We start from the raw sequence: 22,491 nt of genomic DNA on the forward strand, positions 1-22,491 counted from the left end.
GTCAGGCAGCGCATGTTGTCTCTATCGGACTGCCGTGCTTCTCCAACAGACGGCACCCGATCTGTCCCGCCCGAAGCGGATGTGTCTGCCACGTTCATACGCGGCAGCAGGACGCCCTATCCCGTCGGGTACAACGAACTCGACGGGAGGCCGCTACCGGGCACTGGGAGGCGGCATCAAGTTGCTCCTCACGTGCTACGGCATACGCCCTACCCGCCTCCGAGGACGGAGAGGGCATCACGTCTCATCAGCAGCTTGAGATCACAGCTTCTGCGCTCGGTGACGTCTGCAGAGTCTCACGGAGCATTGCCGTCGGACGCTTCACCATTGGTTTCACGTGAAACCGGCCTCAGCCCCCGAGAAACGGCTGTCATGCCGCCCACACCAGTCCGGCGGCGCACGTTGTCTCTATCGGACTGCCGTGCTTCACCAACAGACGGCACTCGATCTGTCCCGCCCAAAGCGGATGTATCTGCCACGTTCTTCCGCGGCAGCAGGACGCCCTATCCCATCGGGCACGACGTATTCAACGGGAGACCCCTACCGGGCACTGGGACGCGGCATCACGTTGCTCCTCACGTGCTACGGCATACGCCCTACCTGCCTCCGGGGAGGGAGAGGGCATCACGTCTCATCAGCAGCTTGGAATAACGGCTTCTGCGCTCGGTGACTTCTGCAGAGTCTCACAGAACATTGCCGTCGGACGCTTCACCATTGGTTTCACGTGAAACTGACTCACAAACACGGCGCGGGCGTCATGGCAGCGCCGACGTCATTCCGCGGTCCGCTCTCCCAGGATAGGTAAGCACGGCGCTCCTCTTCGCGGTGTCTGCCACGCACATGACGCCTGTGAGTAGCCAGGAGCCACGCTCATGCCTCAGCACTGCGCCACGATGCAGAATTCCGCCCTTGACGCCGCGCTTGGTACGCCAACCGATGCGCTACAGAAGACGTGCGCAATACCAGCAGTCCTCACTGTTGGAATGCGAACCGATGCCTCCCCCGGGGAAGGGGCTGCGACGGCGTCACCGACCACTCATCGGCTAGGTACGCACGCACCGCGTCCGCTAGAAGACCCTCAACGAAAGCCACCCTCCATCGACCTCTTCTCGTTTCACGTGAAACCAGCGATCACGAGTATTCGGTATGAGTTCCCCTGTGTACTTTCCTCCGCTGTTCGTGGCCGACACACTGAGGTCAGCATGGCCCCGCGGTCGTAAGTCGCACCGGGAAGCGGCATTCTCCAGCCACCGATCTACCTGGCCACGACGAAACACTGATACCCCGCAGAGCGCCACCCCTACCCCACGGGGAGGGGAAGAACTTGCCTTGTGGTTTCACGTGAAACCACGGGAATCCACAGGCTCTCCATGACCGTCGGAACCGACGTGCCGGAGCAATCAACGATGCATAGGCTCATGACGACGAGCTCAGCATTTCAGGACCCACCGCCCCCGTTCTTTGAGGAGCTGACGCGGCGAACACTGACCGTTTCTCTGTATCCATGCGAGCGACCACGTCAGTTTCGAGCGGACCTAGCAACAGCTCTGAAGAGGGCGTACGCGTACAGCCTCATCCGGCGTCATTGCCCACACAACGCTGCACGGGAGGCGTCGTGACTCCGCGCTCCTTGCCATACGCACTCCTCTATCGCCGCCTGAGAACCACATCGACCAGTACCGCTATGCCTCGATACGGTCGCGCACACAGTTTCGGTGCAATGCAACCGCCACTTCCCGTGTTTCACGTGAAACCTTGGGAGTACCAGGACCTGTCTGCTTCTGGTCTCCTCACTTCTGAGGCTCTCCTCGGGTAGGAACGCGGGGTGGTTGTTTGTCATCTGGGGCCAAGCCAGCAAAGGCATCTGAGGACGCAGCGGCGTTCATGGAGTGGCATCAACCCCCGCTTCCGCGCCGCGATCCCGAAGCGACCGGTGGTTTCACGTGAAACCGAGGTCGTATTCCAGCGACGCTCCCTTCTCACTTTGCCCACGGAACCATGACAGTCAACGCTGCGGGCACTAAGCCGCGAGCTTGATCGACCCTGCGGCGTCATGGTGGCCTGGCCCGGCATTCTCAGCTGGGGGTCGGCCGCACCTTCCCCTACCTGCCCCCAGACTTCAGCACAGAGGCGCGAGGCGGACGGTAGAGGCCGGTTCCGACCCCCTCCCCAGGTCGACCCACTCTGCGAGTAGCGAGAGGCATTGGTCAGGCCTCGTGCGTGCTTCACGATGGTTCCAGGCGACGCCTCAACCAGCGGCTCGGTTGTCACGATACCCGACATTCTGGCGCGTCATGCATCCGCAACCGTTCCGCCTCAACTCATCAAGCATTCGCCGGTATCCACGTACCTCAGCAATGACGGGTAACTCGGTATCCACATGTTTCACGTGAAACCCTGGGCTGACACAATCAGCGTTGGACACCGTGAGTGACACCCTGAGCTCACCCCGAGTCATGGGATCACCGGTGAGTGCCACCGTGTTTCACGTGAAACACGACCGTCGACCCATCCACGAGCCCCCATCAATGGCTATTCAGTAAAGACGACGGTGGGGCCGAGACACTGAGTGTCTCGGCCCCACCACGCTCAAAGGATCAGAGCAGGCTACTCCTCGTCAAGAGACGTTCCCGGCGCCAGCGCATCGACCAAGCGGGCGAGGTCCTCATCGCCCGCGAACTCAATGGTGATGCGCCCCTTCTTCGCTCCACGTGTCACCTTCACACGAGTGTCGAAGGCATCGGACAGCCGGGTTGAAAGCGCCGGGAGAGGAGTGCTCCGAGCACGCAAGACCCTCGGCTGGTCCGGTCCCGGCTCAGGCTCCTCATGCAGCGCAACCAGCTCCTCCGTGGCACGCACCGACAGCCCCTCCGCCACCACGCGCTGAGCAAGTCGCTCCATCTCCGCCGCATTGGGAAGACCCAGAAGCGCACGAGCGTGTCCTGCAGAAATGACATTCGCAGCAAGCCTGCGCTGCACCAGCGGCGGCAGCTTCATGAGGCGCAAGGTGTTGGAGATCTGGGACCGAGACCGGGCAATCCGCTCGGAAAGCTCCGCATGAGTGCACTGGAAGTCCTCCAGCAGCTGCTGGTAGGCCGCAGCCTCCTCCAGAGGATTGAGCTGAACACGGTGCAAGTTCTCCAGCAACGCGTCACGCAGCAGATCGACGTCGTCCGTATCCCGAACGACCGCCGGAATCGTCTCCAGCCCGGCTTCTTTGGAAGCGCGAAGACGCCGCTCACCCATAATAAGCTCGTACCGAAGCTCCTCTCCCGGAGCAGTCGGCACCTGACGCACCACAATCGGCTGCAGCAGACCCACTTCTGCAATCGAGGCTGCCAGCTCCGCGATGTCCTCTTCATCGAAAACCTGACGGGGTTGACGAGGGTTCGGGTGGATTAGCTCCACCGGAATCTCAGCGAAGCGGGCACCCGGAACGGGAACAAGCTCATCGGCGCCTGTATCCGCCGTCTTCTCCTCGGCATCGGTCTCGTCGGGCGCCTCGGTTCCAGCATCGGCCGAGGCCGCCGTCAGGTCCTCCTCGGTCCTCTCCTTCTGGGCATCGGAGTTCCCGTGATCGGCAGCCTCAGGCTGCTCCTCCTCCGTTTCACGTGAAACCTCGGGGACCACGGGCGTAGATTCCGGTTGAGGAACCGACGTCGAAGCGCTCTCCTCCTGGACGTCTTCAGCCGTCGAGGCCTCATGCGAAGGCTCCTCCACCACAGCGGGGACTGCCTTGGTTGCCTTCTTGGTTACTCGCTTCGGCGCGGCCGATGCACTCCGCTTCGCTGAGCCGGCGGATGACGACTTCTTCGCGGTCTTCTTCTCCGTCACCTCCGCATCAGTCGTCGAATCCGGCGTGGTTTCACGTGAAACCGGCTTCGTCTGCTTGTTCTGAGCACCGGTCGTGGATCGAGTCGAGCGGCTCTTGGATCCACGCTTCCGCTGAGACGGAGCCAGGAGAGTGGCAGCCAGATCGCGAGTGCTGCGTGTTTCGGAGGCCGGCTCAGGCTCCGGAGAGTCATGCTTGGCCTGGGAGGCAGCGTCCTCATCACGCGACTCGTCCTTCCGGGAGTCGGGGAAGAACACATCGGAAGGACGAGACGCAGCAGGTACTTTCTCCTTCTGCGCCTCGGGAATCAGCGCCTGCAGACCTCGTCCCAGTCCGCGCCGTTTCTGAGCCATCAGGCTTCCTCGCCTTCAATTCGGGGAGCGCCCCGCAGAGCGACCTCACGAGCCATTTTCTTGTACGCAATTGCGCCGGTGGACCGGGGATCCCAGAACACCACAGGAGCACCGAAGGAGGGGGCCTCGGCAACACGGATGGAACGCGGCACCTTGGTGTCCAGCGTCGCATCAGGGAAATAGGAACGAACTTCGGACTCCACCTCACGGGCCAGGGTGGTGCGTCCGTCAAACATGGTGAGCACAATCATGGAGACTCCCAGTCCCGGATTGTGAATACGCGCGATCCTGTCAATGGAGCGCGTCAGCAGGGCGAGGCCTTCGAGAGCGTAGTACTCGGCCTGCATCGGAATAAGCACCTCGTCAGCAGCGACGAAGGCATTAATCGTCATAATGCCGAGGCTCGGCGGGCAGTCGATGATGACGTAGTCGAGTGGCTCCAGACCATCCGTTTCACGTGAAACCAGGTAGTCCACCAGCGCACGCCGCAGTCGTGACTCACGCTCAGCAGTGGAGATGAGCTCTATCTCAACCGCAGCCACGTCAATAGTCGCAGGCACACACCACAGGGACTCGCAGAATCGCGTCTTGGCAACGACATCCTTGATCGGCATGGCGTCAACGAGGACGTCGTAGATGGAGGCGCTGTCCTCATCATGCTCCACCCCCAGTGCAGTGGAGGCATTACCTTGAGAGTCGGCATCGATGAGCAGAACGTGCAGCCCACCTTCAGCTAAAGCCGCCGCGAGATTCACCGCGGTCGACGTCTTTCCAACGCCGCCTTTCTGATTGGCGACTGCGATGACACGAGTCCGCTCGGGATGTGGGAACTCTCCACCCGCTACCTCGTCTAACGCGAGGTGCTCGGCCTGGAGCTGATCGAAGATAGACGATCCGGACAAACCTGCTTCTCCTCGGACGGCGACCCAACAGCCCGAGCCAGTCGGGCAGTTACGAGTCTACGCGAGCAGGTCGATCCTTACGCGTTACACCGAACGCGCGCCGTATCTCAACGGCTCTTCGGGCGGCGAATCTCAACCACAGCCGTCGTTTCGTCACCGGCAGTGACAACCTCATGAACGACGGCAACTGATAACTTCGCCTTCTTAATGACATACTTGGCGTCGTCGACCTCATCCTGTGCCCTCATGCCTTTGAGGGCCAGCAGGGCGCCCCCCGGTCGGAGCAAGGGCGCCGTCAGCCGCACGAGCTTGGACAGGTTCGCCACCGCGCGAGCCGTCACCACGTCATAGCGGTCCTTGACCTCCTCGGCCCGGGCCCGCCTGATAGTCACATTGTCCAGGTCCAGCTCCTCGACGACGTCGGAGAGCCACTGCGTACGCCGCTCCATCGTCTCAATGAGCGTGACGTCGAGGTCGGGGCGCAGCAGCGCGACGACGATACCGGGAAAGCCGGCCCCGGAACCCACGTCGGCCACGCTTCCCCGGGCCGGCAGAAAGGGGACCACGGCGGCCGAGTTGACGATATGCCGGGTCCACAGGCGGGGAAGCTCGCGCGGCCCCACGAGACCGCGCAGCTCACCCTCCTCAGCGAGCATCTGCGCGAAGTGCTCCGCCGCGGAGAAGGAGACCCCGAAGATCTCCCGTATCTCCGCCGTCGGCTCCTCCACCTGGGCCCGCTGCTCCTCGCTCATGCTCAGGCCTGCTCCGAAACGGAGTCGTCAGCCGCGTCCTCGGCGTCGTCGTCCATGCCCTCCTCATCGGCGGGCAGGACCACGACGTAGCGGTGCGGCTCGGCGCCCTCGGACTCGGAGACCAGTCCGGCGGCGGCGACGACGTCGTGGCACACCTTGCGCTCGAAGGGGTTCATCGGCTCGAGGCTGACGGCCTCTCCCGAAGTGAGGACCTTGGTGACCGCCTCCTGGGCGACCTTGGTCAGCTCGGTCCGTCGATCGGCGCGGTAGCCGTTGATGTCGAGCATGAGCCGGGAGCGATTGCCGGTACGCGCCTGCACCGCGAGGCGAGTCAGCTCCTGAACGGCCTCGAGAACCTCGCCGTCGCGTCCAACGAGGTCGGCGAGCTCGCGCTCGTCACCCTCCTCGGAGGCGACCACGGCAATCGAGGCGCGCCCGTGATCGATGTCGATGTCGATATCACCGCCCAGGTCGGCGATGTCAAGGAGCTCCTCGAGGTAGTCGGCACCGATCTCGCCCTCCTCCTCGAGGCGCGAGACGGTGTTGCTCACGGGACTGCTCACGGCCTCATCCGCCGCCTGGTGGGAGGAGTCGTTACTGTGCTGCTCACTCATCATGTCATCCGTATCTGTGATGGGAACCGGGTTATCTGGCCGCTGAACACGTGTCAGCGGTTACGCTTCTTCTTGGCCTGGGCCTTCTTGCGTCGGGCCGCCGCCTCGCGCCGCTGACGGGCACGGCGCTCATAACGACGTCGAGCGATCTCCTCATCGCTGAGGCCACCACTCCTGGACGAGGTCGAGTCCTTGTCCTCATCGGCGTCCTCGAGCTGCTCGACATCGGAGTCGTCGGCGAAGGCCTCGCTGCGGGACTCGCCCTGACCGCCGGACTTCTTCTGCCGGTTCTTGCGCACCGGCTGCACCCGCTGGCCTCCGGTACGCCCCTCGGCCTCGGCCTTGGCGATCGCCTCGGCTCGCTCCTCCTCCTCCAGGGAGGGCAGTCCCTTCCGGGCCCGCTTGGCGTTGATGCGGGCGCGGTACTTCTTCTCGGCCTCGCTGCCGGGGGCGGGCATGTTGCGGATGGTGAAGAACTGCTGACCCATGGTCCACAGGTTGGAGACCACCCAGTAGACGAGCACACCGATCTGGAAGCTGACGCCGGAGACGGCGAAGATCACCGGCATCACGTACAGCATCATCCGCTGGGAACGGATCATGGGGTTGTCGGAGTTGAGGGAGTCCGTCGACATGTTCTTCATCGACAGCTGCGCCATGGTGTACCACTGCGTCACCGACATGATGACGATCATGACGATCGTGACGACCTTGACCCGCGTGTCGGAGCTGCCCAGGAAGTTGGAGGACAGGCTAGCGCCGAAGACGCTGGAGGCCTGGACCTGCTTGGCCAGCTCCATCGTGAGCGGACCGATCGAGGGACGCCCATAGTCGCCGGTAGCAACGGCACCCAGGGAGGCCAGAACCCGGAACAGGGCGAAGAAGATGGGCATCTGCACCAGGATCGGCAGGCAGGAGGCCAAGGGATTGGTCCCGTGCTTGCGATAGAGCGCCATCATCTCTTCGTTCATGCGCTGGCGCGACTCGGGATCCTTCTTGCCCTTGTACTTGGCCTGAAGGGCCTGCATCTCGGGCTGGAGGAGCTGCATCCCGCGGGAGGCTCGGATCTGCTTGACGAACAGCGGCATGATGAGCAGCCGCACCACGATCGTCAGACCGATGATGGACAGCACCCAGGCAACACCCGGTCCTTCGGGGAAGCCGATGAGGACCAGGGCCTTGTGGATCGTGACCATGACCCAGGCCACGGCCACCTTGAGCGGCCACAGCAACGTGTCCATCCGTACTCCTTGTATGAGGGTTCTCGTGCGAGAGGTATCAGTGTCAGCTCAGGGCTTGAGCCGGCGTCGTGTCCGCCGGTTCAGCGGCGTCGGTCAGGGGTCCTCGATCATGAACCGCGGAACGTCACGGGGATGGTGGTACCGCCACTGCCCCTTGTCCGGAACATGGTCGACTCCACCGCGGGTCAACGGGTTGCATCGCAGCAGACGCCACAGGGCCAGCAGCAGGCCCTTGATCGGACCATGCACCTTGAGCGCCGTGACGGCGTAGGCCGAGCACGTGGGGTAGTAGCGACAGGAGGCCGGCAGGGCGGGCGAGATGAAGCGCTGGTAGAAACGCACCGGAGCCACGAGGACTCGCGTCAGCCATCCGCTCATCGCTACGCCCGCAACCGGCCGGCTCACCGCCGGCGCCCTTCAGCTTGACGCTCCCGGCACCGGCTCAGAAGCCGATCCAGGTCCCGTCCCAGGGTGCTGCTGTCGGCGCCGTCGGCACCCGCCAGTCCGCGCACGACGACGCGAGCTCCCGGTTCCAGGGAACCGACCCGCTGCGCCATGAGGGCTCTGACCCGGCGCTTGACGCGGTTGCGGCGAGTGGCCAGCGGGACCTGCTTCTTGGGCACGACGACGCCGACGAGAGCCGGGGAGTCATCCCCTCTCCCGCCGGCGTGGTAGTGCACGACCAGCCTGCGGTTCCCGCAGCGCGTACCCCGACGAATCGCGGTAGTGAAGTCCTCACCCCGCGCTAGTCGGTGCGCCGCGCCGAGCACCTCAGGCGGCGAGGCGAACGCGGCCCTTGCGGCGCCGCGAAGCGAGGACGGCGCGGCCTGCGCGGGTGGACATGCGCTTACGGAAGCCGTGCACCTTGGCACGACGACGGTTGTTCGGCTGGTAGGTCCGCTTGCTCACGGGCTTAACTCCTGCTTGAGGTGATCGGAACAGTGCATCGCGAGGTTCGCGGCACTGTCGCTCGTGCGGCTGCCCCATGGATCGGGACCTGACTCCGCGCGAACGTCTGCAACAGCCTACGTTTGGCCCTCTTGCCGGTCAAACGAATGTGGCCGACTGTGACCACTGTGACCGGTGGCGTCATCCACACCCTCTCCACACTCCGTCCACAAGCGGGGTCGTCCGTGTCCACGGCTGTGGGAAGCAAGCCGTCCACACCCTTGCGGATATGTGGATAACTCCGTGACCTGTGCGTACCGTCTCGAAAGCCCCGTCAATGACAACACTTCTGTCATTCCGCGGGCTCGCAGCAGATCATACGGGCCATCGATACCTACTGTTTTCAGAGTTTATTCTGAACGTTATCTGTGAGCCATCGCTCGGTGTGTCCCCAGGTGTGGACAAGGCTGTGGAGAACCAGCATGATGGGACGCCTGGTCAAGACCTTCCGGTTCGCCAGTTCCACACAACCCTGTCATCATCGACACAGGGCCCCGGCCGGCGTCGGTCGGGCTGCAGTCACCGGGTTCACCAACCATGCCGATCAGGAGTCCGTCGTGCCCGACGCCGCCAATACCAAATGGCTCTCAGCCCTTGAGGTGCTCTCCAGCTCCGGAGAACTGGGCCAGGGCAAGATGTCCATGATCCGCATGACCCACCTCATCGACGTCGACGGCACGCTCGTCCTCGTCGTCGGCTCGGCCTTCGCCAAGGACATCGTCGAGCAGGCACGTGCCCCCATCAGCGCCGCCATCACCCAGGTCTGGGGCCGCCCCATGCCCATGGAGGTCACGGTCGACACCTCCTCGGAGGCCTCGCGCGCACCGATGACTCCCATGGCTCCCGAACCCGTCAACCTGGCGACCGTCGCCCCCGCACCGGCATCCTCCCCGTCCCCCTCGGTCCCGCCCCAACCCTCGGGGCCCTCCACCGTGCCGGCTGCGCCCGCTCCACCCACGGTGCCCGCCTACAGCGAGCAGCTCGCCGAGCCCTCGCCCTACTCGGCGACCGCCCCCTCACCGATGCCCTACTCCCAGGCCTCCGCCGCCTCGGCGCCGTCGACGATGTCGGGTTCCCTTCCCACGAGGTCAGCACATCCCGGCACCTACAGCCCCGGGGGCACCGGCCCCCAGAATCCCACCGGGCTGCTGACGCCCACCGCGGCCCACGACGTCTCCCAGCTCAATCCGAGATACACCTTCGACACCTACGTCACCGGCTCCTCCAACCGGTTCGCCCACGCCACCGCGCTGGCCGTGGCCGAGGCCCCGGCCCGTGCCTACAACCCCCTATTCATCTACGGCGGCTCCGGCCTGGGCAAGACGCACCTCCTGCACGCCATCGGCCACTACGCCCAGACCCTCAACCCGGGGATCCGCGTCAAGTACGTCAACTCCGAGGTCTTCGTCTCCGACTTCATCGCCTGCGTGCGCGACGGCAACCAGGACGACGGCCGCATGGAGGGCTTCAAGCGCCGCTACCGCGAGGTCGACATCCTCCTGGTCGACGACATCCAGTTCCTCCAGGGCAAGGAGTCGACCCTCGAGGAGTTCTTCCACACCTTCAACTCCCTGCACTCCTCGGGCAAGCAGGTGGTCCTCACCTCCGACCAGCCCCCCAAGGCCCTCGGTGGGCTCGACGAGCGCCTGCGCTCCCGCTTCGAGTGGGGCCTGCTGGCCGACGTCCAGCCCCCGGACCTGGAGACCCGCATCGCGATCCTCTCCCGCAAGGGCACCGCCGAGGGCCTCGACCTGCCCTTCGACGTCCTGGAGTACATCGCCTCACGCATCACCACCAACATCCGCGAGCTCGAGGGCGCCCTCATCCGGGTCACGGCCTTCGCCTCCCTCAACAAGCAGCCCGTCGACCAGACCCTGGCCGAGATGGTCCTCAAGGACATCATCTCCGACCCCGAGGGCCAGGAGATCACGACCTCCCTCATCATGGCGCAGACCGCCGACTACTTCGGCATCACCATCGACGACCTGTGCTCGGCCAACCGCTCACGCACCATGGTCTCGGCCCGCCACATCGCCATGTACCTGTGCCGCGAGCTCACCGACCTCTCCCTTCCCAAGATCGGGCGGGAGTTCGGCGGGCGCGACCACACCACCGTCATGAGCGCCGACAAGAAGATCCGCACCCTCATGGCCGAGCGGCGCTCGACCTTCAACCAGGTCACCGAGCTGACCAGCCGCATCAAGCAGGCCGCCCAGTCACCCGCCTGAGCCGACGACGCACCGTCGCCCGCAACGTCGTCGCACAAGCGGTCGGGGGCACGCGCTCTTGGCAACCATCCGCGCCGCTCGTCCCTCGCGGCGCTCCCGCCAGGCCCGTCCACGCCTTCGAGCGCCCGTCCCCGACCGCATCGACGACATCCAATGCAGCTGTGGACGGTGCTGAGGAGGGCACGTGGAGGAGCGAGCGTGTCGCTGTGGAGGTAGCGCACCCCCGCTGTGGAATGACATGGATGTCATTCGCTCTCTCCACCGGGACGTTGCCCGACCCACCAGAACCACCCACGTGTCATTCCCCAGCGTCACTGGCGTCATGACGGCGAAAAATCCTGTTATCCCCAGCATCCACATGTGCTACTACCCCTACAGATCTAGATGACAAGAAATCGCGAAGCACGATCGGCCAACGGGACCGGACCAGGCCCCGGGCGCTTGTCATTCGGAGAGGCTCATGGGATGAGCATGGGTGATCGCTGGTGACAGGGTGGCTCCCACGGACTACCGTCTACACTCTCGACCCAGGACTGCGTTCCCAGCGACGCCGTTCCCATGACGACTGTCCGCCGGCGACCTGCCGGCACCACGTATTTTTCTCGGCTCAGTAGTGCCACGACGCCTACCGGCCGACCGACCACGATTGACGGAGGCACCTACCGTGAAGCTCAGGGTTGACCGAGACATCCTCGCTGAAGCCGTCACCTGGACTGCACGATCCGTGCCCGCCCGCCCGCCGGTACCCGTGCTCGCCGGAGTCAGGCTGGAGGCCAAGGGCTCCAGCCTCGTCCTGGCCTCCTTCGACTATGAGGTCTCCGCCCACTGCGAGGTGGCCGCCGATGTCGAGGAGGACGGCGTCGTCCTCGTCTCTGGACGCCTCCTGGCCGATATCGCCAAGGCGCTGCCGAACAAGCCCGTCGACCTGGAGGTCGAGGGCAACAAGGTCGCCGTCTCCTGCGGATCGGCCCGCTTCTCCCTGGCGGCCATGGCCGCCGACGACTACCCGGCGCTGCCGGTCATGCCCGCCGTCGCCGGCACGATCGACGCCCACGACCTGGCCCGCGCCGTCGGCCAGGTCTCCATCGCCGCCTCCCGCGACGACACCCTGCCGCTGCTCACCAGTGTCCAGATCGAGGTCGAGGGCAGCTCGTTGGTCCTCATGGCCACCGACCGCTACCGCCTGGCCATGCGGGAGCTGACCTGGTCGCCGTCCAACACCGAGCTGTCCACCACGGCCCTGCTCAAGGCCCGCACTCTCTCCGACGTCGCCAAGTCCCTGACCTCTTCCGGAGACGTGACCGTGGCCCTCAGCAGCGAGTCGGCCGCCTCCAGCCTCATCGGCTTCGAGGCCGGCGGCCGGCGCACCACCTCCCTGCTCACCGACGGCGACTACCCGCCGGTGCGCCGCCTCTTCCCGGAGTCCACCTCGATCCACGCCACCGTGGGCACCGACGAGCTCATGGCCGCCGTGCGCCGCGTCAGTCTCGTCGCGGACCGCTCCACCCCCATCCACATGTCCTTCACCCAGGGCAACCTGGAGCTCGACGCCGGACAGGGCGACGACGCCCAGGCCACCGAGCAGCTCGTCGCCCACCTCGAGGGCGATGACATCTCCACCGCCTTCAACCCCGGCTACCTCCTCGACGGCCTGGGCGCCCTCAACCAGCCCTACGTCCGCCTCGACTTCACCCACGCCTCGAAGCCCGCGGTGCTCACCGGCATGGACTCCATCGGGGGCACCGAGGACTCCTCCTTCCGCTACCTGCTCATGCCGATCCGCTTCGGGGCCTGAGACCCGACGGGGCATGTACGTCTCTGACCTCTCCCTGGACGACTTCCGCTCCTACCGCAGCCTGGTGCTGTCCCTGGAGCCGGGCCCCAGCGCCTTCGTCGGCTCCAACGGGCAGGGCAAGACCAACCTGGTCGAGGCCATCGTCTACCTGGCGACCCTCTCCTCCCACCGGATCGGCGCGGACACCGCCCTCGTCCGACGGGCGGCACCGGGGCAGGCCCAGCCGGCCGGCGCCGTCGTGCGCGCCCGCGCCGTCCACGGGGAAAGACCCAGCGTCCTGGAGATCGAGATCATCGCCGGCAAGGCGAACCGGGCCCGCCTCAACCGGGGCGGCTGCCGGCCCCGCGACCTGCTCGGGGTGCTGCGCGCGGTCGTCTTCGCCCCCGAGGATCTCTCCCTGGTGCGCGCCGAGCCCGGGGTCCGCCGGGGCTTCCTCGACGACCTGGCGGTCACGCTGCGCCCGGGCCTGGCCGGGGTGCGCGCCGAGCACGACAAGATCCTCGCCCAGCGCGCCAGCCTCCTGAAGTCCGCGCGCGCGGCCCGCTCCTCGACCTCCTCCATGCTCTCCACCCTGGAGGTCTGGGATGCCCAGCTCGCCGCGGCGGCCGCCCGGCTCATCGCCGCCCGGGTCGACGTCGTGCGGCGCCTGCGCCCCTGGGTGGCCTCCGCCTACGAGACCGTCTCGGGGACCTCCGGGCAGCGTTCCCGCGCCCAGATCGCCTATCGCTCCAGCCTGCTGACTCACGAGGGAGTCCCGGAGCCCGACCCCCACGACGAGACGGCCTGGCTCGCCGGCGAGGAGATGCTCCTTGATGAGACCGCCCTGGCCGCGCGCCTGGAGAGCGCCATGGGTGAGCTCCACGCCCGCGAGATCGACCGCGGCGCCAACCTCGTCGGGGCGCACCGCGACGACCTGAGTCTGTTCCTCACCGGTCTGCCCGCCCGTGGATTCGCCTCCCACGGGGAGCAGTGGTCCTTGGCCCTGGCGCTGCGCCTGGCCTCCTATGACATGCTGCGCACCGACGTCGACGCCTATGGTGGGGACGGCGAGCCGGTCCTCATCCTCGACGACGTCTTCGCCTCCCTGGACGAGCAGCGCCGCCGCGCCCTGGCCCAGATGGTCGCCGGCGCCCAGCAGGTCCTGCTGACCGCCGCCGTCGACGACGACGTCCCCGCCGAGCTCGCCGGCGCCAGGTATCGCGTGGCCGACGGTGAGGTCACCCGTGGCTGAGCCCTCCGTGCCCACCGGCGACGGCCCGCTGCCCGACGTCCTGGCCCAGCGGGCCCTGACCCGCCAGCGCGCCCAGGCCTGGGAGAAGGGTGACAGCCGCGTGCCGGCCCGCCGGCTGCGCGAGCCGGCCGGCGGTTCCGGGGTCAAGGACGCACAGCCGGCGGCGCCCTGGGACCAGCGCCGCGAGCTGGCCCGGGCCCTGGGACAGAATCCCGACGACCCAGCCGACCGCGGCCCCGGACTGGCGCGGGGACGCGACCGGCCCGGCCCCACCCCCTTCGACCCCCGCACCGGACAGCGCGAGCTGCGCCGCATGGTGGCCGACAACGGCTGGGCGGGAAAGCTCGCGGTGGCCGGGGTCGTCGCCCGGTGGCGGGCCATCGTGGGCGATCAGGTCGCCGAGCACTGCACCATCGAGTCCTTCGACGCCGGTCGCATCACCCTGCGCGCCTCGTCCTCGAGCTGGGCCCAGCAGCTGCGGCTCCTCCAGCCCACCATCGAGGCCAGGATCGTCGAGGCCCTGCGCTCGGGTCCCGGCGGCCGCCAGGCCGGAGGGATCAGCACTGGCGACGGGGTGGAGCTGCGGATCCTGGGGCCGGCCGGCCCGACCTGGAAGCGCCGCGGAGTCGGCCTGCGCGGCACCCGTGGTCCGCGCGATACCTACGGATAGTGGCAGCGCAGGTATCATTGGCAACGTGCCGGCCGCAGCCGTCGTCGTCGCAAAGACACGGAGCGGGCGCCAGGCATCGGGCGATGCGGTGATCCAGGCGAGACAGAGGTGACCACGGGCACGCCCCCAGCTGCTCACGGTGCCGCGGTTCACGGGCCCATCTACGCTAGAATGCGGTGAAACCGCCCAAGGTGCGCCCAGGACCGTCCTGATGTACCCACCTACGTGTGCGCACGATCCTCCTCAGGATCGTCGTGTGAAGGGGCCGGACGGAGACATCGGACCACTGAGGTCCCGATGCGCACAGATTGAGGAGCAACTGACACGTGTCTGACCAGGACGCCACTGTGAATCACGATTACGGAGCCTCGGACATCACCGTCCTCGAAGGGCTCGAAGCGGTCCGGAAGCGCCCCGGCATGTACATCGGTTCCACCGGTGAGCGGGGCCTGCACCACCTCGTCTACGAGGTCGTCGACAACTCCGTCGACGAGGCCCTGGCCGGCTACTGCGACCACATCGAGGTCACCATCCTGGCCGACGGCGGCGTGCGCGTCAGCGACAACGGCCGCGGCATCCCGGTCGACGAGCACCCCACCGAGCACAAGCCCACCGTCGAGGTCGTCATGACGATCCTGCACGCCGGCGGCAAGTTCGGGGGCGGCGGCTACGCCGTCTCCGGCGGTCTGCACGGCGTGGGCATCTCCGTGGTCAACGCCCTGTCCACCCGGGTGGACACCGAGGTCCGCCGGCAGGGCTTCGTGTGGCGCATGTCCTTCGCCGACGGCGGCCGCCCCATCACCGAGCTCGTCAAGGGCGAGGCCACCGACTCCACCGGCACCACCCAGACCTTCTACCCGGACCCGACCATCTTCGAGACGGTCGACTTCGACTACGAGACGCTGCGCCGTCGCTTCCAGCAGATGGCTTTCCTCAACAAGGGCCTGCGCATCACCCTGACCGACGAGCGTCTCGGCGTCCAGGACGCCGGCGACGAGATCGCCGGGGACGACTCCGCCCCCGACGCCCCCGAGGTCGGCTTCCGCACCGACTCCTACTGCTATGAGCACGGCCTGCGCGACTACGTCGCCTTCCTCAACAAGTCCAAGAAGGCCGAGCTCATCCACCCCGAGATCATCGACTTCGAGGCCGAGCAGTCCCTGGGCGAGAACCACTCCATCAGCCTGGAGATCGCCATGCAGTGGACCAGCGCCTACTCGGAGTCGGTCCACACCTACGCCAATACGATCAACACCACCGAGGGCGGCACCCACGAGGAGGGCTTCCGCACGGCCCTGACCACCCTGGTCAACAAGTACGCCCGGGACAAGGGCCTGCTCAAGGAGCGCGACGACAACCTCACCGGTGACGACATCCGTGAGGGGCTGACCGCCGTCATCTCCGTCAAGCTCTCCGAGCCGCAGTTCGAGGGCCAGACCAAGACCAAGCTCGGCAACACCGAGGCGCGCACCTTTGTCCAGCAGACGGTTTACGCCCAGCTCGGCGACTGGCTGGACTCCCACCCCGGTGACGCCCGCGCCATCATCACCAAGGCCTCCCAGGCCGCCGCCGCGCGCCTGGCCGCCCGCAAGGCCCGCGAGGCCACCCGCCGCAAGGGCGTCCTGGAGTCGGCCTCCATGCCCGGCAAGCTGCGCGACTGCTCCTCGAAGAACGCCGCGGACTCCGAGATCTTCATCGTTGAGGGAGACTCCGCCGGTGGCTCCGCCGTCGGCGGCCGCGACCCCGAGCACCAGGCGATCATGCCGATCCGCGGCAAGATCCTCAACGTGGAGAAGGCGCGCCTGGACCGGGCCCTGTCCTCCGACACGATCCGCAGCCTCATCACCGCCTTCGGCACCGGAATCGGCGAGGACTTCGACATCGCCAAGCTGCGCTACGGCAAGATCGTCATCATGGCCGACGCCGACGTCGACGGCCAGCACATCGCCACCCTCCTGCTGACCCTCCTGTTCCGCTACATGCGGCCCCTCATCGAGCACGGCCACACCTACATCGCCATGCCGCCGCTCTACCGGCTCAAGTGGTCCAACGCCGAGCACGAGTTCGCCTACTCCGACGCCGAGCGCGACAAGCTCCTGGCCGCCGGACAGGAGAAGGGCCGCCGCCTCCCCAAGGACGGCGGAATCCAGCGCTACAAGGGTCTGGGCGAGATGAACGACCACGAGCTGTGGGAGACGACCATGGACCCCACCACCCGGATCCTCAAGCAGGTCACGCTCGATGAGGCGGCCGACGCCGACGAGACCTTCGCGATCCTCATGGGCGACGACGTCGAGCAGCGGCGCTCCTTCATCCAGCGCAACGCCTCCGACGTCCGCTTCCTGGACATCTGAGCGGTACCGAGCCACACGTGAAGCGCCGGCCCGCTGCCGGCGACCTCCTCTGAACACGAAGGAATCCTGTGAGCGACGAAGTTGAAGAGATCATCGGCGACGAGGGAGCGACGAACGCACCCGTCCCCGAGCGCATCCAGCCGGTCGACCTCCAGATGGAGATGCAGCGCTCCTACCTCGACTACGCGATGAGCGTCATCGTGGGCCGGGCCCTGCCCGACGTGCGCGACGGGCTCAAGCCGGTCCACCGCCGCGTCCTGTACGCCATGTACGACGGCGGCTACCGCCCCACCGCCTCCTTCTCCAAGTCCTCGCGCATCGTCGGCGACGTCATGGGGACCTACCACCCCCACGGCGACAGCGCCATCTACGACGCCCTGGCCCGCCTGGTCCAGTGGTGGTCGCTGCGCTACCCGCTGGTGGCCGGCCAGGGGAACTTCGGCACCCCCGGTAACCTGGGGCCCGCCGCTCCCCGGTACACCGAGTGCAAGATGGCGCCCCTGGCCATGGAGATGCTCCGGGACATCGATGAGGACAGCGTCGACTTCCAGGACAACTACGACGGACGCAACCAGGAGCCGGTCATCCTGCCGTCGAGGTTCCCCAACCTCCTGGTCAACGGCTCCGAGGGCATCGCCGTCGGCATGGCCACCCGCATCCCGCCGCACAACCTGCGCGAGGTCGCCCGCGGAGCCCAGTGGTACCTCGAGCACCCCGACGCCTCGCGCGAGGAGCTGCTCGACGCCCTCATCGAGCGGATCCCCGGACCCGACTTCCCCACCGGCGCCACGATCCTGGGCCGGCGGGGCATCGAGGACGCCTACCGTACCGGCCGCGGATCCATCACCCAGCGGGCCGTGGTCAACGTCGAGGAGATCCAGGGCCGCCAGTGCCTGGTGGTCACTGAGCTGCCCTACCAGGTCAACCCCGACAACCTGGCCGACAAGATCGCCCAGCTCGTGCGCGACGGCCAGGTCACCGGCATCGCCGACATCCGTGACGAGACCTCCGGGCGCACCGGTCAGCGACTGGTCATCGTCCTCAAGCGCGACGCCGTCGCCAAGGTGGTTCTCAACAACCTCTACAAGCGCACTCAGCTCCAAGACAACTTCCCGGCCAACATGCTCGCCCTGGTCGACGGGGTGCCGCGCACCCTGAGCCTGGACGGCTTCGTGCGCCACTGGGTCGCCCACCAGATCGATGTCATCGTGCGCCGCTCCCGCTTCCGCCTGCGCAAGGCCGAGGAGCGCCTCCACATCCTCGAGGGCCTGCTCAAGGCCATCGACGCCCTCGACGCCGTCATCGCCCTCATCCGGCGCTCGCCCACCACCGAGGAGGCCCGCACTGGCCTCATGGGCCTGCTGGACGTCGACGAGGCCCAGGCCGAGGCCATCCTCTCCCTCCAGCTGCGCCGTCTGGCCGCCCTGGAACGCCTCAAGATCCAGGAGGAGTCCGAGGAGCTGCGCGCCCGGGTCAAGGACCTGCGCGAGATCATCGCCTCCCCGGAGCGCCAGCGGGGCATCGTCTCCGACGAGCTGGCCGAGATCGTCGAGAAGTACGGCGACGAGCGCCGCACCCGGATCGTGCCCTTCGACGGCGAGATGAGCATGGAGGACCTCATCCCCGAGGAGGACGTGGTTGTCACCATCACCCGCTCCGGCTACGCCAAGCGCACCCGCACCGACTCCTACCGCTCCCAGCACCGCGGCGGCAAGGGCATCCGTGGGGCCACGCTGCGCGAGGACGACGTCGTCGACCACTTCTTCGTCACCACGACGCACCGCTGGCTGCTGTTCTTCACCAACTACGGCCGCGTCTACCGCGCCAAGGGCTACGAGCTGCCCGAGGGCGGGCGCGACTCCAAGGGCCAGCACGTGGCCAACCTCCTGGCCTTCCAGCCCGGCGAGGAGATCGCCCAGGTCATGGAGCTCCAGGACTACGACCAGGCCGACTACCTGGTCCTGGCCACCCGCCGCGGCCTGGTGAAGAAGACCCGCCTGAGCGAGTACAACTCCAACCGCTCCGGCGGCGTCATCGCCATCAACCTGCGCCAGGACGAGGAGGGCAACTACGACGAGCTCGTCTCCGCCCGCCTCCTGAGCAGCGGGCAGGACCTCCTGCTGGTCTCCCGCGCCGGCCAGTCGCTGCGCTTCCACGCCGATGACGACACCCTGCGGCCCACGGGCCGGGCCACCAGCGGCGTCACCGGTATGCGCTTCCGTGAGGATGACTACCTGCTGGCCATGGACGTCGTCGACCCCTCCTGGCAGGACGCGGATCTGTTCGTCGTCACCGAGGGCGGCTACGCCAAGCGCACCAACGTCGTCGACTACCCCGTCAAGGGCCGTGGCGGCCTGGGCGTCAAGGTCGCCAACCTCGTCGAGGCCCGAGGCAACCTCGTGGGCGCCCTGGTGACCGACTCCGGGGACGAGGTCCTGTGCATCATGGCCTCGGGCAAGGTAGTCCGCTCCGCCGTCGTCGAGGTCTCGCGCACTGGCCGGACCACGCAGGGCGTGACTTTCGCCAAGCCCGACGCCGGAGACCGCATCATCGCGGTGGCCCGCAACACTGAACGGGACATGGAGGAGGCGGTCGATGCCGCCGATAGCGCCCCGAGTGCCGACTCTGCGGACTCCACCGACCAGGCCCAGGCTCTCCAGGCCCCGGAAGGTGACACTGGCGACTCTCCTGCGGACTCAGCGGCGGACACGGTAGCGTTGGAAGACAACGAGAGTGAGGTCGAAGCATGAGCCAGCCGGTTTCCATGTCCCCTGACGGTAGGCAGTCCGCAGGTGCCGCATCCATTGTGGGTGGCGCGGATGCCTCCGGCAGCGCGTCGGGCGGCAAGAGCAAGAAGAGCAAGAAGACCATCGCCGGGCCGCGCCGCGTGCGTCTGGCCCTGACCCGAGTCGACCCCTGGTCAGTGATGAAGGCGAGCTTCCTGCTCAGCTTCGCCGCGGGCATCATGCTCATCGTCGCCACGGCGGTCGTGTGGTTCATGCTCGACGCCATGCATGTGTTCTCCACCATCGAGGAGCTCGTCAAGACGGTCGCCGGTGAGCGCTCCAACACGTTCTCCGCGATCGTGGCCTACCTCGAGCTGCCGCGGGCCCTGGCCGTCTCCACGATTGTCGCCGTGGTGGATATCGTGCTGATGACCGCCCTGACCACGCTGGGCGCCTTTCTCTACAACATCACCGCTACCCTCGTCGGTGGGATCCATCTCACGCTTGCGGACGAGTGATCGGATTTGGTCTGCGATAGCCGGACAGGTTAATCTTCTCCGGTCGCAAGGGCCTATAGCTCAGTTGGTTAGAGCGCATCCCTGATAAGGATGAGGTCGCTGGTTCGAGTCCAGCTAGGCCCACCGTCCGCGGTGAGACGATGAGGAGGTTTCATGAGGAACCGTGCAGTCGTATCAGCCGCGGTCTTTTCGTTCCTGGCCGCTGCGGGTTATGCCGCATGGCTCAGGTTCGAGGCGGCCCGTATGGAGCGGGCCGCGTGGGCCGAGGTCACCGACCCCGTTGACTAGCAGCTGACGGAACCGGTGAGCATCCTCCCCGAGGGGCCATGGCGCAATTGGTAGCGCACCTGCTTTGCAAGCAGGGGGTTACGGGTTCGAGTCCCGTTGGCTCCACCACTGATTTCTCATACTCCCCGCTCCCCGAGATGGGCCATGATGGTGGTCCGCCTCGGGGATTCTCTCGTCGGTACAATGTGTGCCGGAGGTGACCGTGATGGATCCGGTGTCACTGGCGACCGGAGGACTGTTCTTCTCATGGCTGGCGCATGACCTCGAGGAGCTGGCCACGATGCCCGGCTGGACACACCCGCTTTTCGACAAGGTTCCCTTCCTGCCCGAGGACATCCGACGTCACGGCTGCTCGCGTGAGCACGTCTACCTGGGGATCGGTCTCATGGGTGTCCTCATGGCTGTTGCCTCCATTGACGGCTACCGCACCCGTGGACGCTCGCCCGTCTACCAGGCCGCGCTCTACGGCTACGGCATGCACACCTTCAGCCACCTGGGCTCAGCGGCCATGGCCCGGCGCTACACCCCGGGGGTGGCGACGGCGCTGCCGGTCGTCCTGCCCTTCTGGATCTTCGCGAAGCGGACGCTGCGAGCTCATGGGGTCGAGGTGCGTTCCCACCGATGGCTGATCCCCGCCTTCCCGGTCATCGCCGGCACGGCCCTGGGCAGTGCCTACCTGATGACGACGGGGCGGTCGAGGGAACGTCGTCGAGATGGAAAGTAACCTTGACTCGAGGGTGAAGGTCTTTTTATCATGTGTGTTGTGGTCAGGATTGATCTGGTCGATCACCAGTAACTGAGCCGATTCTTTGTCTCCATTGACGGAAGGCAGCCATGACTATCGAGCGCAAGGTAGGTATCGCCTACTCCATCCGATTCACTGTCGGCGCCGTTCTTTACTCCGTCGGAGTTCTGGTCGGCCTGAGATGGGCGCGATCCATGGAAGGTGACCCATGGCGATTCGCCTTGGCACTGCTTCCCATGGTTGGTGTCCTCATCTGTGCGTGGGCGATGATGCGCTTAGTGCGCGAGGCGGATGAGATGCAGGCGCGCAAGGTGATGGAAGCGCTTGTTGTTTCCACAGCGGGGACAGTCATCACATCGATCGCCTACAGCTTGTTGGAAGAGGTAGGGGCTCCTCGCGTCAGTCTCATCTGGGTCGGCGGTGCGTGGGCTCTGTTCTTCGGTGTCGGGATGCTGTGGTCCACCTGGCGGTACCGGTGAGGAACGCACTTAAGGTCCTGCGCGCCCAGCGCAGCTGGACTCAGGCCAGGCTCGCCGAGGAGCTGGGGGTCTCCCGCCAGACGGTCAACGCTTTGGAAGCCGGGCGCTATGACCCCTCCCTACCCCTGGCCTTCACCATTGCTCGCGTCTTCGGCCTGACCATCGAGGAGATCTTCTTCCCCGATGATGAGGCCTCTTAGGATGAACGCCGTGAGCCGCTCCGTTGACATTCCGCCCCCGAGGCGAGGACGTCGCGAGCTCGTCGAGGACACCGGGGTGCGGCTCGGCCTGCACATCAAGTCGGCCGAGCAGGCCATGATGGCCGCCAAGACCGAGGCCCTCAGAGGCTTTGGCCTCACCGTGGCTCAGTACGCGGCCATGCTCTCCCTGTACTACGTGCCCGAGCAGTCCTCGGCCCAGCTGGCCAGGGCTGCCGCAGTCACTCCGCAGACGATGGCTACCGTCATCGCCAAGCTGGAGCAGAAACGACTCGTCATCCGTCACCCCTCCTCCGACCACGCCAAGGTCCTCATCGCCTCGCTCACGACCGAGGGTGAGGCCCTGCTACTGCGCGCCGACAAGGTTGCACGCCGCATCGAGCAGCGTATGGCCGAGTCCTTCACCGCCAAGGAGCGTCAGCAGCTCACCGATATGCTCAGGCGCGTCACCTCCCTCCTGCGCGACGACTTCATTGCCGAGTAGCGGCCGAGACATCGACGATCACTGCTGTCTCGGGCCCACGATCACCACTGGCTCAGCGAATCGCAACGGGGCTGCTCGGTGTCGTGTATCAGATATCTGATACTGTGTTGATG

Annotated in this window: 20 protein-coding genes and 2 tRNA genes; 14 read left to right on the plus strand and 8 right to left on the minus strand. The window is 66.3% G+C overall.

Going from position 1 to position 22,491, the window contains the following annotated elements; genetic code table 11:
- Nucleotides 1-2,607: 2,607 nt before the first annotated feature.
- The 8 genes from HMPREF9058_RS08170 to rpmH form a co-directional block, all read right to left on the minus strand.
- Nucleotides 2,608-4,185 carry a ParB/RepB/Spo0J family partition protein gene (locus HMPREF9058_RS08170; RefSeq protein WP_009406798.1) on the minus strand — a complete coding sequence of 526 codons (1,578 nt, stop codon included), beginning with the start codon at nt 4,183-4,185 and terminating at the stop codon, nt 2,608-2,610.
- Nucleotides 4,185-5,087, minus strand: a complete 903-nt coding sequence (locus tag HMPREF9058_RS08175; RefSeq protein ID WP_003788519.1) for a ParA family protein — start codon at nt 5,085-5,087, stop codon at nt 4,185-4,187. Before HMPREF9058_RS08175 ends, HMPREF9058_RS08170 begins: the two co-directional genes overlap by 1 nt.
- Before the next feature lie 107 nt (nt 5,088-5,194).
- Nucleotides 5,195-5,839 (minus strand): 16S rRNA (guanine(527)-N(7))-methyltransferase RsmG, encoded by a 645-nt coding sequence (gene rsmG / locus HMPREF9058_RS08180; RefSeq protein WP_009406779.1) that lies wholly within the window; start codon nt 5,837-5,839, stop codon nt 5,195-5,197.
- A 2-nt stretch (nt 5,840-5,841) separates the two neighbouring features.
- The gene (locus HMPREF9058_RS08185) at nt 5,842-6,456 is read right to left on the minus strand and encodes a R3H domain-containing nucleic acid-binding protein (protein ID WP_009406769.1); all 615 of its coding nucleotides are present in this window, start codon (nt 6,454-6,456) and stop codon (nt 5,842-5,844) included.
- 50 nt (nt 6,457-6,506) lie between these two features.
- A complete protein-coding gene (yidC, locus tag HMPREF9058_RS08190; protein ID WP_009406770.1) occupies nt 6,507-7,694 on the minus strand; it encodes a membrane protein insertase YidC in 1,188 nt (395 codons plus the stop codon).
- Nucleotides 7,695-7,787: 93 nt separating this feature from the next.
- Nucleotides 7,788-8,072, minus strand: a complete 285-nt coding sequence (yidD, locus tag HMPREF9058_RS08195) for a membrane protein insertion efficiency factor YidD (RefSeq protein ID WP_009406854.1) — start codon at nt 8,070-8,072, stop codon at nt 7,788-7,790.
- Nucleotides 8,073-8,095: 23 nt separating this feature from the next.
- On the minus strand, nt 8,096-8,464 hold the full coding sequence (gene rnpA / locus HMPREF9058_RS08200) for a ribonuclease P protein component (protein WP_083816381.1): 369 nt from the start codon (nt 8,462-8,464) through the stop codon (nt 8,096-8,098).
- A gap of 1 nt (nt 8,465) precedes the next feature.
- Entirely contained in the window at nt 8,466-8,603 is a 138-nt protein-coding gene (rpmH, locus tag HMPREF9058_RS08205) for a 50S ribosomal protein L34 (protein WP_003788507.1), read from the minus strand.
- 596 nt (nt 8,604-9,199) lie between these two features.
- Between rpmH and dnaA the strand changes: the two genes are divergently transcribed.
- The 14 genes from dnaA (at nt 9,200) to HMPREF9058_RS08270 (ending at nt 22,378) form a co-directional block, all read left to right on the plus strand.
- Nucleotides 9,200-10,870, plus strand: a complete 1,671-nt coding sequence (dnaA, locus tag HMPREF9058_RS08210) for a chromosomal replication initiator protein DnaA (protein ID WP_009406847.1) — start codon at nt 9,200-9,202, stop codon at nt 10,868-10,870.
- Nucleotides 10,871-11,534: 664 nt separating this feature from the next.
- Nucleotides 11,535-12,665, plus strand: a complete 1,131-nt coding sequence (gene dnaN, locus HMPREF9058_RS08215) for a DNA polymerase III subunit beta (protein ID WP_003788502.1) — start codon at nt 11,535-11,537, stop codon at nt 12,663-12,665.
- Between the two features lie 13 nt (nt 12,666-12,678).
- Complete coding sequence (gene recF, locus HMPREF9058_RS08220; protein WP_009406875.1) at nt 12,679-13,896, plus strand: DNA replication/repair protein RecF; 1,218 nt, start codon at nt 12,679-12,681, stop codon at nt 13,894-13,896.
- A complete protein-coding gene (locus tag HMPREF9058_RS08225; protein ID WP_009406885.1) occupies nt 13,889-14,566 on the plus strand; it encodes a DciA family protein in 678 nt (225 codons plus the stop codon). Before recF ends, HMPREF9058_RS08225 begins: the two co-directional genes overlap by 8 nt.
- A gap of 326 nt (nt 14,567-14,892) precedes the next feature.
- On the plus strand, nt 14,893-16,920 hold the full coding sequence (gene gyrB, locus HMPREF9058_RS08230; RefSeq protein ID WP_009406855.1) for a DNA topoisomerase (ATP-hydrolyzing) subunit B: 2,028 nt from the start codon (nt 14,893-14,895) through the stop codon (nt 16,918-16,920).
- A gap of 68 nt (nt 16,921-16,988) precedes the next feature.
- Nucleotides 16,989-19,670: a DNA gyrase subunit A gene (gyrA, locus tag HMPREF9058_RS08235; protein WP_009406726.1), complete on the plus strand. Its 2,682-nt coding sequence runs from the start codon at nt 16,989-16,991 to the stop codon at nt 19,668-19,670.
- Nucleotides 19,667-20,164 carry a DUF3566 domain-containing protein gene (locus HMPREF9058_RS08240; protein WP_009406776.1) on the plus strand — a complete coding sequence of 166 codons (498 nt, stop codon included), beginning with the start codon at nt 19,667-19,669 and terminating at the stop codon, nt 20,162-20,164. The genes gyrA and HMPREF9058_RS08240 overlap by 4 nt, the downstream gene beginning before the upstream one ends.
- Before the next feature lie 49 nt (nt 20,165-20,213).
- Nucleotides 20,214-20,287 (plus strand) — tRNA-Ile (locus HMPREF9058_RS08245).
- 30 nt (nt 20,288-20,317) lie between these two features.
- Nucleotides 20,318-20,452 carry a DLW-39 family protein gene (locus HMPREF9058_RS13670; RefSeq protein WP_009396342.1) on the plus strand — a complete coding sequence of 45 codons (135 nt, stop codon included), beginning with the start codon at nt 20,318-20,320 and terminating at the stop codon, nt 20,450-20,452.
- A gap of 32 nt (nt 20,453-20,484) precedes the next feature.
- A tRNA-Ala gene (locus tag HMPREF9058_RS08250) sits at nt 20,485-20,560 on the plus strand.
- Nucleotides 20,561-20,657: 97 nt separating this feature from the next.
- Nucleotides 20,658-21,176, plus strand: a complete 519-nt coding sequence (locus HMPREF9058_RS08255) for an HXXEE domain-containing protein (RefSeq protein ID WP_043538048.1) — start codon at nt 20,658-20,660, stop codon at nt 21,174-21,176.
- A 110-nt stretch (nt 21,177-21,286) separates the two neighbouring features.
- Nucleotides 21,287-21,676 carry a hypothetical protein gene (locus HMPREF9058_RS08260; RefSeq protein ID WP_009406918.1) on the plus strand — a complete coding sequence of 130 codons (390 nt, stop codon included), beginning with the start codon at nt 21,287-21,289 and terminating at the stop codon, nt 21,674-21,676.
- The gene (locus HMPREF9058_RS08265; protein WP_043538049.1) at nt 21,673-21,876 is read left to right on the plus strand and encodes a helix-turn-helix transcriptional regulator; all 204 of its coding nucleotides are present in this window, start codon (nt 21,673-21,675) and stop codon (nt 21,874-21,876) included. The genes HMPREF9058_RS08260 and HMPREF9058_RS08265 overlap by 4 nt, the downstream gene beginning before the upstream one ends.
- A 1-nt stretch (nt 21,877) precedes the next feature.
- Nucleotides 21,878-22,378, plus strand: coding sequence for a MarR family winged helix-turn-helix transcriptional regulator (locus HMPREF9058_RS08270; RefSeq protein ID WP_009406751.1), 501 nt, complete (start codon nt 21,878-21,880; stop codon nt 22,376-22,378).
- Nucleotides 22,379-22,491 lie beyond the last annotated feature (113 nt).

The organism is Actinomyces sp. oral taxon 175 str. F0384 (genome assembly GCF_000223355.1).
GTDB lineage: Bacteria > Actinomycetota > Actinomycetes > Actinomycetales > Actinomycetaceae > Actinomyces > Actinomyces oris.